Genomic DNA, 14720 nt, shown 5'->3' with positions numbered 1-14720 from the left:
TAACCTCTAATTTTTTTATCTTTGCACTTCTAAAATTTAATAATGAATAAATACATAAAAATTGCAGTAGCAGCACTTCTTATCCTTTTAGGACTTTATATGATGATTTTCACAAGAAATCTTGGTTGGGGAATTGTTATTTTCCTTTTGGCTGCATTTCCAATTTTACTTTTCTTTAAAAATGAGTATATCCTTTTGGCTTTCTGGCAATTGAGAAAGCAGAATATGGAAAAAGCTGCAGAATGGTTAACAAAAATCACTAATTATAAAGCTCAGCTTCATCAATCTCAATATGGATATTTCCATTATTTATTAGGATTAACACAAGCTCAGGATCACCCAACAAAGGTAGAACCATTAATGAAAAAAGCTTTGGAATATGGCTTGAATATGAAGCATGACAGGGCTATGGCTACTTTAAATCTTGCAGCAGCAGCTATTTCTAAAGGAAGAAGACAGGAAGGGCAGAAACTATTGGAAGAAGCAAAAAGATTAGATAGTGCAGGAATGATGACGGACCAAATCAAAATGATGAAAGATCAGCTGAAAATGCCAACAATGCAGAAGCATATACACAATCCTAACATGAGACAAAGAGGAAGATTCTAAGAAATATCCGATATCAATATAAAAGCCCTGAATTATTCAGGGCTTTCTTTTTTTATTGGGAGTGACGGAGGTGTGAAGTCTTAAAAAAAAGTGTCTTTTGGATAAAGATTCTCTCTAAAAACCATTAGACTATCTATTTTTTCAAAACGGTCTCTAAGCCCATTTGTGTAAATTTTATTTTTATAAGTAACGGATACAGATTCAAATCAAATTTACTCTCGTGTTTACATGAGAATAAGGAAAGTGATAAAATAATGAAAGAGATGTTACATTTCTGAGTTCTGATCATAGCCATAAAATTTAGGCATCTGCCAGTGGTATTTCACAGCGAATGTTCTGATAGCAACAATCAGTAAGATCGTAAAAATCTGTATAAAAGTGTATGATAATGGAGTATACTTTGTCATTAATAAAAAGGCAGCCCCTCCCACAATACATGCAGTGGCATAAATTTCCTTTCTAAAAATCAATGGAATTCTGTTAAGCAATATATCCCGAATAATCCCTCCAAAACATCCGGTAATAGTTCCCAGTCCAATACATATTAAAGGATGGATACCGGCATTCAATCCTTTTTGCACACCAATAATGGTAAAGAGGCCCAATCCGAAGCTGTCGAAAATAAATAAAGTTACTTTAAAATTCTTTTCAAGAGATTTGAATACCATTGAAAAGATACTGGTAACCAGAATCAGGGCACACATCAAAAGATCATGCATCCAGAATACAGGGATATCAAGAAGAAGATCCCTCACAGTTCCTCCTCCCACAGAAGTTACAAAGGCAATAATAAGTACGCCAAACGGATCAAGGCGCTTCTGCATAGCTGCAAAGCTTCCTGACATGGAAAACGCAATGGTTCCAAGGACTTCTATGGCAAAATTGAACTGTTCGTGCATATATTATAAATGATAAATGATAATTGAGGAATAATTTTTTGCTTAAGCAAATTCTTGGCCATTTTATCAATTATCATTTATCGCTTATCAATTATTATTTTGCTTATTTTTCTACTCTCACCGAGTCTGGAACCATGAGTTCGTATTCTCCGCCATGGGTAATGATTTCCCTTACGATGCTACTGCTGATAAAGGATTTTCCGGATGACGTTAATAAGAATACTGTTTCCAGTTTCTTGTGAGCAAGGGTTCTGTTGGTATGGGCAATGGCTTTTTCAAATTCAAAATCGGCCGGGTTTCTTAGCCCTCTGATAATGTATTGAGCATTCTTTTCGAAGCAATAGTCCACAGTAAGACCCTCAAATGAGTCTACTTCTACATTGGGAAATTCTGCCACGGAGTTTTGGATAAATTCCATTCTTTTTTCAAGAGGAAACATGTATTTCTTCTGGGAATTCTGCCCAATGGCAATAATTAATTTATCAAAAAGCGGGGCTGCTCTTTCTATAATATCGTAGTGTCCTAAAGTAATGGGGTCAAATGACCCTGGGAAAACAGCAATTTTCATGTGGTACGAGTTATAATTTTGAGTTATAAATTTTAGACTATGAATTATGACTTTATTCAGTTTCTAATATCTAGTCCCTAATTTTTAACGTCTATTATCTATTTTCTTTTATTTAAGGCTTTTTCAACTTCATTTCCGCAAAGATCCATGATGGAGATTCCATAATGTTTCGCTTGCTGGGGAAGAATACTAGCAGGAGAGAATCCCGGGTTGGTATTCATTTCAAGCATGTAGGGAATACCATCCATTAAGATATATTCACTTCGTGAGAAACCACTCATTCCAAGAGAGTTGTAGGCTCTTTTAGCAATTTCTTCAACCCTTTTAGTGGTCTCATCATCAATTCTTGCAGGGGTAATTTCTTCAGAAGCTCCTTCGTATTTTGCTTCATAATCGAAAAATTCATTGGTTGGAACAATTTCAGTAATTCCTAAGACAATAGTTTCACCTTTGAAGTCGATAACACCTACGGAAACCTCCATACCATCTAGAAAACTCTCGATAAGGATTTCATTATCTTCCTTAAAAGCTACTTCTGTAGCAGCAATAAGTTCAGATTTTTCCTTAACCTTGGAAATTCCCAATGAAGATCCTGACTGATTCGGTTTTACAAATAAAGGAAGTTTTAATTCTTCTACAATCTTATCAATATTGATATCTTCTCCTTTTCTTAAATAAATACTTTTTGCAGAAGGAATTCCGTATTTTGATAATACAGCAAGGGTATCTTTTTTATTGAAAGTAAGGGCGCTTTGGTAAAAATCGCAACCTGTATATTTTTGGCCTATTGCATCCCAGTAAGCCTGTAGGATACCATTTTCGCCAGGTGTACCATGGATGATATTAAAGCAAACATCGAATTTTAATGTTTCACCATTATCTAAATCGACAGAAAAATTTCCTTTATTGATCGGATGTTTTTTGTCATTCTCACCTAAAAAATACCATTCGTCTTTAAGGACTACTACTTTATATACGTCGTACAGATTTCTGTCTAAAGAATCATAGATTAACTGTCCGCTTTTTAAGGATACAACATATTCATCAGAATAACCTCCCATTACTACGGCAACACTTTTTTTGTTCATAACCATATAGTATCAATTAAGGCAAATTTAAACATTTTATGTAATGCAATATGGGAAATCCGCAAATTTTAAGATCAAAAATGAATTGTGTTAAATAAAAAGCACATTCTAAAATTATTAGCTATATTTGCCGTTGTAATTAAAGTATTTTTAAGTATGCTTAAATCACTTTTCAATTGGAAAGTTTTACTGAATTTAGTAGTAGCCATCGGTATTTTCGTTGGGCTTATATGGCTTACGTTTCGCTGGTTGGAGTACCATACTAATCACGGTCAGGAAATACCTGTCCCTAATGTTGTTAACAAATCTATACATGATGCTGTTAAAATATTAGACGATACAGGGTTGGAGTATGAAGTAGATAGTGCGAATTATGATCCGAAATACAGACCATTTCAGGTTCTTCAGATTTATCCTGCACCGGGTTCCCGTGTAAAGGATGGAAGAACGGTGCGTCTTAAGGTGAACCCTAGAACATGGGCGCAAATTGCTGTTCCGGATGTAATTAACAAGTATTCAGGACTGGCATTCCAGAGATTGGATCAGGTGGGTCTTAAAATTGGAGATACCATTTATGAGCCTAGTATTCAGAAAGATGCTCTTTTAAGAATCTTATATAAAGGAAATGCTGTAAATCCTGGAGCTCGTTTACCTAGATTCTCCGTTATTGATGTAGTTGTAGGTTCTGGGCCAATGAGAAACATTTCAATTCCTAATGTTGTAGGGCTTTCTGTAAAAGAAGCTAGAGCAGTCATTACGAAGAGTATGTTTGAAGTTGGATTGGTAGAACATGAAGATGGTGGTAAAGATGAATCTGATATCATTTATTATCAAGATCCTAGTTCAGGAGATGTTCGTGATCAGGGAATGCAGATTGACCTTTGGGCAAGTAAGAAAACTCCGGCAGAATTAAGAGCTAAGATAGAACAGCTGAACTCTATTTATCGTATGAAAGTAGATACATCTTTACCTCCTGTACGATATGAAGAAGTTCATAATGAGCCAAGCTATGAAGCTCCGGTGATACCTACTCCGGCACCAAGAAGAGAAACTCCTAAGCCAGAGGTGCCAAAAACAGAGACTCCTAAACCTCAGACGACCACTCCAAAACCTGCTACAGGTTCGGGAACTGAGAAGCCAAAAGCTTCCACAAATACCTCGTCTACAGGAAGTACAGCTAAACCTGCTGCTTCTACAACTACAGGTCAACAACCTGCACAAAAGCCAAAAGCTAAAAAAGTAGTCGTAGAATAATTTCAGATTAATATAAAAAATTCAGGCTTCAACTGCAAAATGTTGAGGCCTTTTGTGTAAAAAAATAAAAACAATGTCAGAAGATAACGAAGATTTTTTAGATGAAGAATTGCTGGATTCCAACAGTATTGAGAATATCGATATAGACGAGGAAAATAAAGGATTATATGAACATCTTAATATTACTGTTGATCCAAAACAGGACCCATTAAGAATTGATAAGTTCCTTTTAATATACAGACAGAATTCTTCAAGGAATAAAATTTCACAGACCTGTAGGGCTGGGAACGTTATAGTCAACGGAACTGCAGTAAAACAGAATTACCGTGTGAAACCCGGGGATCAAATCTCGGTATTACTTACTCATCCGCCTCGGGAAAATGTTATTATTCCACAGGATATTCCTGTTAATATTGTTTACGAAGACGATGATTTGGTAGTAGTAGATAAGGAACCAGGAATGGTGGTGCATCCCGGACACGGAAACTGGGATGGAACATTGGTAAATGCCCTGGCCTATCATTTTGAAAAGAATGGTGCAAAATCTGATCTAGACAGGGTAGGACTTGTTCATAGGATTGATAAGGATACTTCCGGACTTCTGGTAATCGCCAAAAATGAATATGCTTTAAGTTTCCTAGCAAAGCAGTTTTTCAACAGAACTACGAAAAGGCTCTATTGGGCTTTTGTATGGGGGAATCTTAATGATGAAGAGGGTACCATAAGAGGTCACGTGGGAAGACATCCCAAAAATAGGATGCAGATGTCTGTTTATGAAGACGGAAGCCAAGGGAAGCATGCTGTTACCCACTACAAGGTGCTAGAAAGGTTCAAGTATATGACATGGGTAGAGTGTAAGCTGGAAACAGGAAGAACCCATCAGATCAGGGCGCATTTCAAGCATATTGGGCATACATTGTTTAATGACGAAAGATATGAGGGGCATACTCCGCTAAGAGGAGTGAACATTCCAAAATATAAACAGTTTATTAAAAATGTTTTTGAAATTTTACCAAGACATGCTTTGCACGCACATACCCTAGGATTTATACACCCAACAACAAAAAAGGAATTATATTTTGAAAGCCCAATGCCCAAAGATATGACGGATGCCGTAAAAAAATGGAGAAATTATTTAGAAAACTAAAAATATATTGAGATTTTTTTTATATTTGTTGAATTGAAATCAAGATTTGTATAATCGGCAAAACTAATCGTAAATAATCGCAGAACTAAATGTAAAGAAAAAAAACACGCTTAATGAATGTTTTATTTTAATAATTCAGGTGTTTCAAACCAATTACCAATTACTTGCATGTTTTTAAGATCTTCCACGAAATCAACATAATATCGACCTTTCAGGATTTTAAATGAACTCCAAATATATTTAACTTCATAATTTTCTATTCCATCTGAAATAATATCTGATTCAAAAATTTTCACCTTGTTTTTATCTTTTAAACCAGTAAATTGACAAATAGTTTCTGGAATTACTATTGATGAACGAATAGGAAACCCCTCTTCATCAACTGAAAAAATACGGTGATTTCCTTTTAATCCGTTGTCAATTGTTCCAGGCATTCTCATGAAAGCATAATAACCATAACTCCACTCAATTATGCCTCCTGTCTGTAAATTATAATAATTAGCGTTTATTGCTTTAAATTCTATTTCTCTATGTTGCATATACAAAAATAAGCATAAAAAGCCTCTCCAAACAGAAAGACTTTTTTAATTTTAATTTAATTCAGTTTTAAGCTTCATTTAAACTTACTTTACCCGTAGGTGATAGAAAGTATTTTTTAGCCGATTTTGGCATTACATTATACTTTGGTCTTCTCGCACCAGATAAACGGTTTTTTGCTATACGTGTGACGTTGTACTGGTTGGATTGATTTCCACCTACAACATGATAATAGTCTTTATCTTCACCTACATACATTCCAACGTGTCCGCCTCCTGTTCTTGTAAATACTAAAACATCACCTAAAACAGGTTCATTTACAGGAATTCCAAATTTTAAAAAACTGGAAGCTCTAAGCCTGTCATATCCTGTGAATGGAAGTTCTTTATGAGCAGTAATACAAATTGCTGATTGCGCTACTGCACACCATGCAACATCATCGTTTTTATAGATGCTTCGTACTCCTGCTGTTTCTGCCAACTTCAAAATTTCAGGATTGGATTTTGGTCCTGGTATTTCATTTGTGTTAAGCTTTCCGACACGGACAGCTTCTTTTATCATTAAGGGTGCATCAGGTACTGTACCTAGCCATGCATAATCATTTGAAATTTTCATAGAATTTTTATTTAAATTTTCTTCTTATAATCTCCCAGACAACAATTGAAAGAACACCGACTAGAATAAAGGCCCAAAAAGAACGTTTTTCCGTCTCAGTCTTAGTATTACTCGTTTTGGTATTAATTTTTGATTTTTTATCAACTTCCTTGGCCGTTAGAGTCTTGTTTTCTTTTTTCAGGGTTTCATTCTCCTTTTTTAAATTGGTAATTTCTATTTTGAGGGTTTCAATCTCCTTTTTAAATTCAGTTTCACTATTGAAATTCAAATCCGTATTATCATTTACCGGAATTGAGGTTTTGTTTCCTAAAGCATCAGTGAAGTTTAGATATCGGATTGTTCCGGGATCTGTACATCGTCCATTATTTTTAAGACTGAAATTTTGGAGAGTTGCAGCTTTACTTCGATCTACAGCATAGTTTGAAATTGAGTTTATAGAATCGGAAACCCTTTTTTGTGAAGTTATATTTTCCTTTACATCAGTTTTTTCAATAGTTTTTAAACCCTCTTCTAGCTCCGTTTGAGTTTTTCCCTTTTGCTTATGTTTTGTAACTCCACAACCACCAACTAAAATGAGTAATACAAAGAGTAATAGTAATTTTTTCATGTTGTTAAAAAGTTATTAATTGATTTAGAGCAATGATCCTTATCGATTGTGTTTAAGATCCAAGCAAGGCCTTTTCCTACACCTGATAAAGTTCCATCCCGTTCATTTTTCCCCAAAGCTGAAGAAATAGTTTCTTCGGGATTTCCAAATTGATAGCCTGTATGAATTATTAAAGTAAGATTCCACAGTTTTCGGAACTCCCTATTTCCAAACTTATCAATGTTTAAAGCAGTTGTTCTGAAATAGCCTTTTGCATGATCTTTTGATGTAAATAGAACTACAAAAAAATTAATTACTGTTAATGGCAGTAACAAGATATATGCAATTAAAAATAGTATCATATGCTATCAATTTGGGATTTATAAAGTTGTAAATAAAGAGGAATAAACCTCGCTATAACGTCTGCCAAATGAACCGATTTTGTATTGATAAGGAAGCGTATGTATTGTACGGATGGTAATTTGATGACCTGTTCCTTTTCCTCAATTAAATTTCCCTCATCATCCATAATTCTGAGAGTACCCTTTAAAAAACCATTTTTTCCAAGGATTTCCTCTAAATTTCCCTCATGGATCATCCAGTCAGGCATTTGGATACGTTTATAGATTTTATTATCTGACTTTAATATCAAATATTGGCGAACATTCACGTAGATACGGTCTTCGTCTCCCTCCATATCGGGTGTATTAAATCCGGTAACTACTAATTTTCTGGAAAACTGTGGAAATAGAGGGTGATCCGGTAACATGGTTTCATACCACGATTTACCAGTGTTTTTAATCGCGTCTACTATTGCCTGTACTTCAGGTGTTAATATGAGTTGTGTTTTCATTATGTTTTATTAAAATTTAAATGCTTGAACGATGGACCCGCTTAGGCTCTTTTGGGTTGATCCATTGGTTATTGCCAAAGAGAGACAAACTGCATCTGTATTGGATGTTATTGTTTGAATAAGTGTTGTTGATCCCACAGTCAAAAACTGTGTATATACATTCCCTTGTCTCATTAATACAATATTAGCACTCATCACATTGGTTCCGCCTGGTTCAATCTTAGTCCCGTTTGTTACGATGTTATTCCACATAATCGTAGAAAAATACCCTCCACTTTTTATATTAGAATTTACAATCCGTATGAAAGAATTATCAGAAAGTACCAACGGAAGAGTTGATATGATTAATCCTAAATATCCATAGAAATCAACTGTATCATGCAATGCATTAGAACCTGCATATGAATTTGATAAGTTATATTCCAAGTAAAAATTGGTATTTGCCGGAAAAAGAACATCACTTTTCATCGCACCTACGAATTGATTCGGTTCATAAGCATATGCCTTATTTGCCGTATTAGAACTATATGAGAATATCCCTCCATTGGTGGTGAAAATGGTGTTTTCTTGCCCTGAAGTAAATGCAACTTTTGACCAATTAATAGCACTAATATCTATACTCTCAATATTGGTCACAACATTGATACTAGATGTAGTTCTATGAGTCTGCGTAATAGGCGATATAGTACGAATTACTACATTGTATTGTGTATTGGCAATTAAAGTATCTCCATAAACAGAAACAATCATAGATTTGCCGTCCGCTGATGGTTGAAAACCTAAACAATCAACTTCACCTGTGCCAATGGGATTTCCAACAGGAATAAACTTAACGGAGGTAGATGTAGGATTTACATTTAGGTTCAAGCCCTGTAAAACCAAATAACGAACTACGTGATCATTTTTAATAACAGTAGGAGTTATTGAATAAACATTCGCTGATCCATTAGAGTACTGTCCATTCCAAGCAGATCCTAAACTGTCTTTTTGGGACGGCGTAAAAGATTGTATTAATGCCAACTGATCATCATAATCACGAAACATAACCATTCTTCTAGTACCAGTTAAGTCAGTAAAATGAAGCCTCCGGTTCCACATGGTGGTTTGATTCGGAAGTATTTCTGAATTATCATCAAAAACAACAGCCTTGGTACGGATTCTTCCATTGTTCAAATGAATCATTTCGCTTGGAGACGTTGTACCAATACCATACTTACCGGAATTGTTGTAAATGCCTGACTCAATAAAGTCCGTACTATTCCAGCATAGCAAATAATTAGCCGCAGGAGCAATGCTTTTAAAAGTTGTGACGGTTCCGGCTTGGTTGATGAAAAAATTGCCATTAATTGCAGGCTTATTCATTTTACTATCCAATGCAGTCTGTAAACCCTGAACCATTGCAATAGTAATGCTGGTAAGTCCGGTAGCAATATAACTACTCGCAGAAGTCTTGGTACCACCATTATAAATGTATAATGAATAATTTCCTGATCCGTCAGGAATCGCTATCATATCATTTTTTTGATAAACATAGTTAGCAGAATTGGCCATAAAGGCTGCCAATGAAGTTTCTGCAACCGTAATTAGTTCAGTCAATCCGATAGCTTCAATTTTATCGGCCCTGATTTTCCCGTTTAGGACATAATCAGCGAGCGCCATATATAGGTTTTTAACCTGATCTTTTCTTAAAACGTTTCCAACGAGATTATTTCCAGGATCATCAACCGTAGCAATATTGCTCGGCAGATCACCAACGCCTAGTATGTCTTTCCAAGCAAGGATATTTTCACTATCCAGATTGCTTGCATCTTTTTTTGCCAGATAAATAGAGTGTGCATCAGTATCAGTTAAATGTTGATTGTATACACTTTTATCGACCTTTCCATCAAAGGAATTTGACAACCCATCAATTGCATCCTGCTTAATTTTAGAGTCCTTATGCCAAAAGGAGTCGATCAGCTCCCAAAAATGGGTTTGTGTTGGTTTTTTCTTGGTGCTGAACCATTCGTTAAGTATTGTTATTGGTTTTGACATGGTAGTTTTTAGTTAAAGTTGGGTTCAATAAATAATACGATTCGCCCCGGATTCAAAATATCGAGAGCTTCTCCGTCTCCGAGGGCTTTAGTTTTCACTTCGTTGGGGGTAACATTGGAACCAATATTATCGGCCGGCCAATCATCGGCATACCCCCCACCACTGTAGTATAGGTTTGTTCCAATATTAATATTGGGAAGATTTTTCTGCTGGATAATGGCTGTTTTACTACCAACATTACTATTTAATACATTGAATGGGGATTCATTAGGATCCCAGCCATAAATCGTTTTATGTCTGAAGTCTGTGCATTCTTTCCATCCGGCAGGAATATCGACCAATGGTTTGCGCCAAACCCACGCAATACCACCATTTTCTATTGGTGCCGTTTTGAGTTCTAATAAATTTATACGATCAAGCACAGCATTAAGTTGTTGTTTGGTAGCACTATTTTCTACCTGTACCTGAATTTCCTTTAAGGGCTTTAACTTTACAAAATCCGCCCAATTATATGTGGTTGCCGAATTCCCAAATTGAACCGTTTTTTTATAAATAAGGGTTTTAGTTTCGGTATTTTGAAATGTTTTTGATATTGCTTGCTCATGAATATAAACGGTGCCTGTATCTTGACCGCCTAAAAATTCATACAGTTTACCATTTATCGCAACAATACCAGGATTAACATTGTTTCCGATTTTATTGCATCCGGATAATATTGTCAAGCTTCCTGCAAGATCTCCCAAAACCTCAAAAATGCCGAAAGCCTCTTCAATAAGAGCCATCAGATCATTGGTAAGTGGCACACCGCCAGTCTGTAGAAAATCAAATTTATATTTCATTGTTTATTACTATTTGGTATTGTTTACTTTGGAGAATGTAAAAATCAATTTCAGCTCTCAACTGGATTTGATTAATTCCTGAATTAGGAATTTCTACAATGAAATCATATTCACTGTATAGTTCAGCTTCTGTATACAGATAAAGTGGTTTTTCATCACCATTTATCCATTTCATTTTATTTGCTGTATTATCGCTATAATAATCCGGGTTATTAGGATCTATCTCCGAATCGGAATAGATGTATAAACCATTATAGATTATTGATTTTTTAATTTTTATTCGTCTGTATAGAGCATCAAACTTGTCATTCAATCGGTACTCAATAGAGCATGTCTGATAGTTAAATTTTAATTTTATAATGTTCTGATCTCTATTCTGTAGAAATAGTTGATACAAATCACTCAATGGCGCGATAAATGCTAAAGTCCATGCTGCAAAAATATCGTCCCTTAAAAAGGGTGGAATAAGCTGCAAGGCATGTTTTTTAAGATTTAAATCAAAAATTTTCATTACGCGGGTTCATAGATTATATATTCAATGCCAGTCCAATCATCTATTTTAAAATAACCAGACTCCGGGATCTTTGAAATTGTAATTGGCTGAAAATCTCCATACCCGACACCCGGAACAATCCATTTGCTTTGAACCTGTAGGTTCTGAAGATCATTAACGCCCTCAACATTGAGGATTGAAGCCTCCAGACGTTGTACAGATAGTTCACCATTGTATTGTAGGTTTTTTAAAAATGCTGTAATTGCATCCTGTACAGGATATTTTCCGTCGGTAATTCGGGTACCATCTGCAAGAATTATAAGGGGATCATAACATATTTTAAAATTGATCTTCAAAATGTCCGGAAGAAAATTCACAACCTTGATATTGTCTCCGGCTGCCTGTGCCCGTTCAATAAAACCAGTAAAGGCAATACCTATATTATCCGAAACCGGAACAATTTCACCATTTTGATCTGTGGCAATCTTCATGGATATTAAAATATCATTACCCACCTTGGTTCTTGTTACTGCTGCATACTTTATCACCTTTGAGGCTAAAACCTCATCAGGTGTTGCCGTACCATTATTAAAGTCACGTTTTACCGGATCAAATGGGAAACCGTACTGAAATGACAGTGCAAGGTTTCTATACCAATAAAGGTTAGGAACCTTTTGGTTAATGATCATATCTCCAACCTCTTTTTTGTGAACATCAAAAATTGATTCCAAGGTCCATACAATCAAGGTTAAGACATCAAAAAAGATACTTTCAAAAGAAACAATTGAAAATTGATCTTCAAAAGAAGCATTTTCGTTCAATTCATACCAATTTCTAATGGCAGGAAAGGACATAAATGCATCTGTCATACTGTTTTTTATCTCTGATATACTACGTGCCATTAGCTTACTATAAATGTTTCTTCAATAATCCAATAGCCTATGCCATCCTGTGAGGATAAGTCTTCGTCTGTATTACGAAGTGCTGTGGCTGGCTTATTATTTTGATTAAACAGGTTTACATTATCTTCATCCTGTATGTTCTTATTTTTAATCTCAGTACCTATTGCAATATTGTCTGTAAGTGACATGTCATTCAATACAGCGGCATTAATAACTTCGTCAAATGATCCGGACTGCTGAATGATAAGGTCCAGAAAGTTCTGACCTTGCTGTTTTTTATTCGTATTCTGCATCAATTGAAAATTTAGTAAGGTTATACAAATCCAAATGCTTCACTACAAGACCATCCTTGGCAAATTGAGACTTAATGAGATGGCGATATTGTAAAAGATCCTCATCTAATAAGGCACTTCTAATCCCAACACCAACCGAAAGTTGATTTTTTAAATCACCAGGTTCAGCGATTAGAATTGAAGCCATGTTTTGCTGGAGGGTATTTCCCAAAACAAGCCCCGAAGTAATACGTCCGGATGAATCCCTCTTGATATTGATATCAAGAGCGAAAACCCCATTGTTCTTGCTGATGTACTGGATACCAAAATCTTTTTGTTTCATTACTCTAATTTTCCTGTAAATTCTCCCGTTACCGGATTTGCCCCTGCCATAAGTCCCGTAATGTATTTTATAGTGGCTTCTTTCAGCCAATCTTCCAATACATCAATCAAGCGATCTGCAAATTCTTCAGTAGAATTCTGATCTTTAGTCATCATATCTTCAAGGATATTTTTAACTTTTACTTTAGCCTCTGCCTTTGATGCACTTAAACTCATTTTAAAATCTTTTTAAACTTCGTTTCAAACTCATTAATTGCCGTCATGGAATCTGGTAAAGGTGTCCCCGATGGTCCTGATGGCGTATATACTTTCAATTGTTTTAATAAGGTGGAGAGATCCTGCATGATATCAAACAAACTGGTTTCTTCATTCTTAATTTGGACCTTACCATCGGTACTGTCAATTTTAACAGTCAAACTATTTTCATTGAAAGTTATTTTTTCGGCCTGATCGCACTTTATTACTGTCAAATTATCAATTGTCGTATCGGTACTTATCATTAGTACTGTACTGCCAATTTTTGGTACGACAAGTAGATGATCGTTCCCGTCTGTAGTTGCCTTTAATCTAACATCCGACACCTTAAAACCATCTGACAATTGAACCGTACAGGTGTCACCCTCAATAGACACAACAATCCCATCTATTGGGAGATTGGGATCAGCGGAAACAATATCCTGAATGTTTTTAGCGAGCATTTTATATTTATCCATGTCCTAACCAAAGTGATGGGGTTACTGTTCGTACACCGCCTGATTCTGAAAACTTTGTAACTACACTTTCAACATAATATCTACCATCCTTGTAGGGATAATCTTTATCATAGATACCAATACTATAACTTGGTTCACAATACGGTATTAACCAGGCGTCAAAACTTCCCTCATACCCTGACATCATTTTATTTTTATATTCATTATCAGCGATCATTTTGATAGCTGATTTGCTCATTCTACCTACCTTTTTAGTAACCTTTTCACCGCCTGTTGTTCCTGTACTATAGTTTAATGTCTTTCCATCTGCTCCAACACTTTCGATGGTTACTTCCACCTTTCGGTCTTCAGCAGTTTTGAATTCCAAAGAGCTGCTTTCGATATTATGCTGCATACTATATAAAGTTTCACCACTTTTTTGCGTAAATGCAGGATGAATATGGAGTTCTTTTTTTGCCATATTGAAGTAAATGTCGGCTCCTGTTTCCTCCTGGATCTTTTTCAGAACATCATAGCCCGTGGCTTTGTATATGGTAAATTTTTCATAAGAAATATTATAGTCACTTACCAATTTAAAAGCCGGATTAATATGATTGATTAAGTACTGTGCTAAAGTGTTTACATTGGTTTTTTTAAATGTCTTATTGGGAACTCCATTTCTAAATAAAAACAAACCATCTTCACACTTTATCTTCAAGGAACTGTCCTGTGTGATAATTTCCTTTACATAGCCCTCAAATTCATTTCGCAGATCGTTATCATAACCTAATTTTATAGTAACCTGATCCGCTCTTTTAATAGACTCCTGAATATTCAGAACTTTATTAAAGTTAGCTTCCGGAAGAACAATTGTTGCAAAGTCACAAAGATTCTTCGTTGATTTTTCAATCTCACATTCTGCCAAAATTCCAAGGTTCCAAACCCCTGTTTTGGTTTTAAAGCTGATATCCCAATTAAGTTGATACATAA

20 protein-coding genes are annotated in these 14720 nt (G+C 35.4%); 3 read left to right on the top strand and 17 right to left on the bottom strand.

Annotation, left to right across the window (positions count from 1 at the left end):
• Positions 1 to 42: 42 nt before the first annotated feature.
• Entirely contained in the window at positions 43 to 609 is a 567-nt protein-coding gene (locus C1638_RS17715; protein WP_109623192.1) for a hypothetical protein, read from the top strand.
• Between the two features lie 266 nt (positions 610 to 875).
• On the opposite strand, the gene C1638_RS17710 is transcribed toward C1638_RS17715, so the two are convergent.
• From C1638_RS17710 to C1638_RS17700, 3 genes are all read right to left on the bottom strand, one after another.
• Positions 876 to 1508, bottom strand: coding sequence for a trimeric intracellular cation channel family protein (locus tag C1638_RS17710; RefSeq protein WP_109623190.1), 633 nt, complete (start codon positions 1506 to 1508; stop codon positions 876 to 878).
• Positions 1509 to 1611: 103 nt separating this feature from the next.
• Complete coding sequence (gene coaD, locus C1638_RS17705) at positions 1612 to 2076, bottom strand: pantetheine-phosphate adenylyltransferase (RefSeq protein ID WP_076356137.1); 465 nt, start codon at positions 2074 to 2076, stop codon at positions 1612 to 1614.
• Between the two features lie 98 nt (positions 2077 to 2174).
• Positions 2175 to 3164, bottom strand: coding sequence for a D-alanine--D-alanine ligase (locus C1638_RS17700; RefSeq protein ID WP_109623282.1), 990 nt, complete (start codon positions 3162 to 3164; stop codon positions 2175 to 2177).
• Positions 3165 to 3320: 156 nt separating this feature from the next.
• Between C1638_RS17700 and C1638_RS17695 the strand changes: the two genes are divergently transcribed.
• A complete protein-coding gene (locus C1638_RS17695; RefSeq protein WP_109623188.1) occupies positions 3321 to 4418 on the top strand; it encodes a PASTA domain-containing protein in 1098 nt (365 codons plus the stop codon).
• A gap of 73 nt (positions 4419 to 4491) precedes the next feature.
• Entirely contained in the window at positions 4492 to 5565 is a 1074-nt protein-coding gene (locus C1638_RS17690; RefSeq protein ID WP_185140443.1) for an RluA family pseudouridine synthase, read from the top strand.
• A gap of 122 nt (positions 5566 to 5687) precedes the next feature.
• Here C1638_RS17690 and C1638_RS17685 read toward each other — a convergent pair whose 3' ends face one another.
• The 14 genes from C1638_RS17685 to C1638_RS17620 form a co-directional block, all read right to left on the bottom strand.
• Entirely contained in the window at positions 5688 to 6104 is a 417-nt protein-coding gene (locus C1638_RS17685) for a YopX family protein (protein WP_109623186.1), read from the bottom strand.
• Positions 6105 to 6171: 67 nt separating this feature from the next.
• The gene (locus tag C1638_RS17680; RefSeq protein WP_109623184.1) at positions 6172 to 6717 is read right to left on the bottom strand and encodes a TIGR02594 family protein; all 546 of its coding nucleotides are present in this window, start codon (positions 6715 to 6717) and stop codon (positions 6172 to 6174) included.
• Between the two features lie 7 nt (positions 6718 to 6724).
• On the bottom strand, positions 6725 to 7324 hold the full coding sequence (locus tag C1638_RS17675; protein WP_109623182.1) for a coiled-coil domain-containing protein: 600 nt from the start codon (positions 7322 to 7324) through the stop codon (positions 6725 to 6727).
• Complete coding sequence (locus tag C1638_RS17670; RefSeq protein WP_109623180.1) at positions 7321 to 7665, bottom strand: hypothetical protein; 345 nt, start codon at positions 7663 to 7665, stop codon at positions 7321 to 7323. Before C1638_RS17670 ends, C1638_RS17675 begins: the two co-directional genes overlap by 4 nt.
• Entirely contained in the window at positions 7662 to 8156 is a 495-nt protein-coding gene (locus C1638_RS17665; protein WP_109623178.1) for a hypothetical protein, read from the bottom strand. Before C1638_RS17665 ends, C1638_RS17670 begins: the two co-directional genes overlap by 4 nt.
• Positions 8157 to 8165: 9 nt before the next feature.
• A complete protein-coding gene (locus tag C1638_RS17660) occupies positions 8166 to 10190 on the bottom strand; it encodes a hypothetical protein (RefSeq protein ID WP_109623176.1) in 2025 nt (674 codons plus the stop codon).
• Positions 10191 to 10198: 8 nt separating this feature from the next.
• Positions 10199 to 11029, bottom strand: coding sequence for a hypothetical protein (locus tag C1638_RS17655; protein ID WP_109623170.1), 831 nt, complete (start codon positions 11027 to 11029; stop codon positions 10199 to 10201).
• A complete protein-coding gene (locus tag C1638_RS17650; RefSeq protein WP_109623168.1) occupies positions 11019 to 11540 on the bottom strand; it encodes a hypothetical protein in 522 nt (173 codons plus the stop codon). Before C1638_RS17650 ends, C1638_RS17655 begins: the two co-directional genes overlap by 11 nt.
• Complete coding sequence (locus C1638_RS17645) at positions 11540 to 12391, bottom strand: nucleotidyltransferase (RefSeq protein WP_165826556.1); 852 nt, start codon at positions 12389 to 12391, stop codon at positions 11540 to 11542. The genes C1638_RS17650 and C1638_RS17645 overlap by 1 nt, the downstream gene beginning before the upstream one ends.
• A 32-nt stretch (positions 12392 to 12423) precedes the next feature.
• On the bottom strand, positions 12424 to 12717 hold the full coding sequence (locus C1638_RS17640) for a hypothetical protein (protein ID WP_109623164.1): 294 nt from the start codon (positions 12715 to 12717) through the stop codon (positions 12424 to 12426).
• Complete coding sequence (locus C1638_RS17635) at positions 12701 to 13039, bottom strand: hypothetical protein (protein ID WP_109623162.1); 339 nt, start codon at positions 13037 to 13039, stop codon at positions 12701 to 12703. Before C1638_RS17635 ends, C1638_RS17640 begins: the two co-directional genes overlap by 17 nt.
• Positions 13039 to 13254: a hypothetical protein gene (locus tag C1638_RS17630; RefSeq protein ID WP_109623160.1), complete on the bottom strand. Its 216-nt coding sequence runs from the start codon at positions 13252 to 13254 to the stop codon at positions 13039 to 13041. The genes C1638_RS17635 and C1638_RS17630 overlap by 1 nt, the downstream gene beginning before the upstream one ends.
• A complete protein-coding gene (locus C1638_RS17625) occupies positions 13251 to 13751 on the bottom strand; it encodes a hypothetical protein (RefSeq protein WP_109623158.1) in 501 nt (166 codons plus the stop codon). Before C1638_RS17625 ends, C1638_RS17630 begins: the two co-directional genes overlap by 4 nt.
• A complete protein-coding gene (locus tag C1638_RS17620) occupies positions 13744 to 14718 on the bottom strand; it encodes a hypothetical protein (RefSeq protein ID WP_109623156.1) in 975 nt (324 codons plus the stop codon). Before C1638_RS17620 ends, C1638_RS17625 begins: the two co-directional genes overlap by 8 nt.
• Positions 14719 to 14720: the final 2 nt, after the last annotated feature.

This window comes from Chryseobacterium oncorhynchi (assembly GCF_002899895.1).
GTDB classification, from domain to species: domain Bacteria; phylum Bacteroidota; class Bacteroidia; order Flavobacteriales; family Weeksellaceae; genus Chryseobacterium; species Chryseobacterium oncorhynchi.
This window is presented reverse-complemented; position numbering and strand designations above follow the sequence as displayed.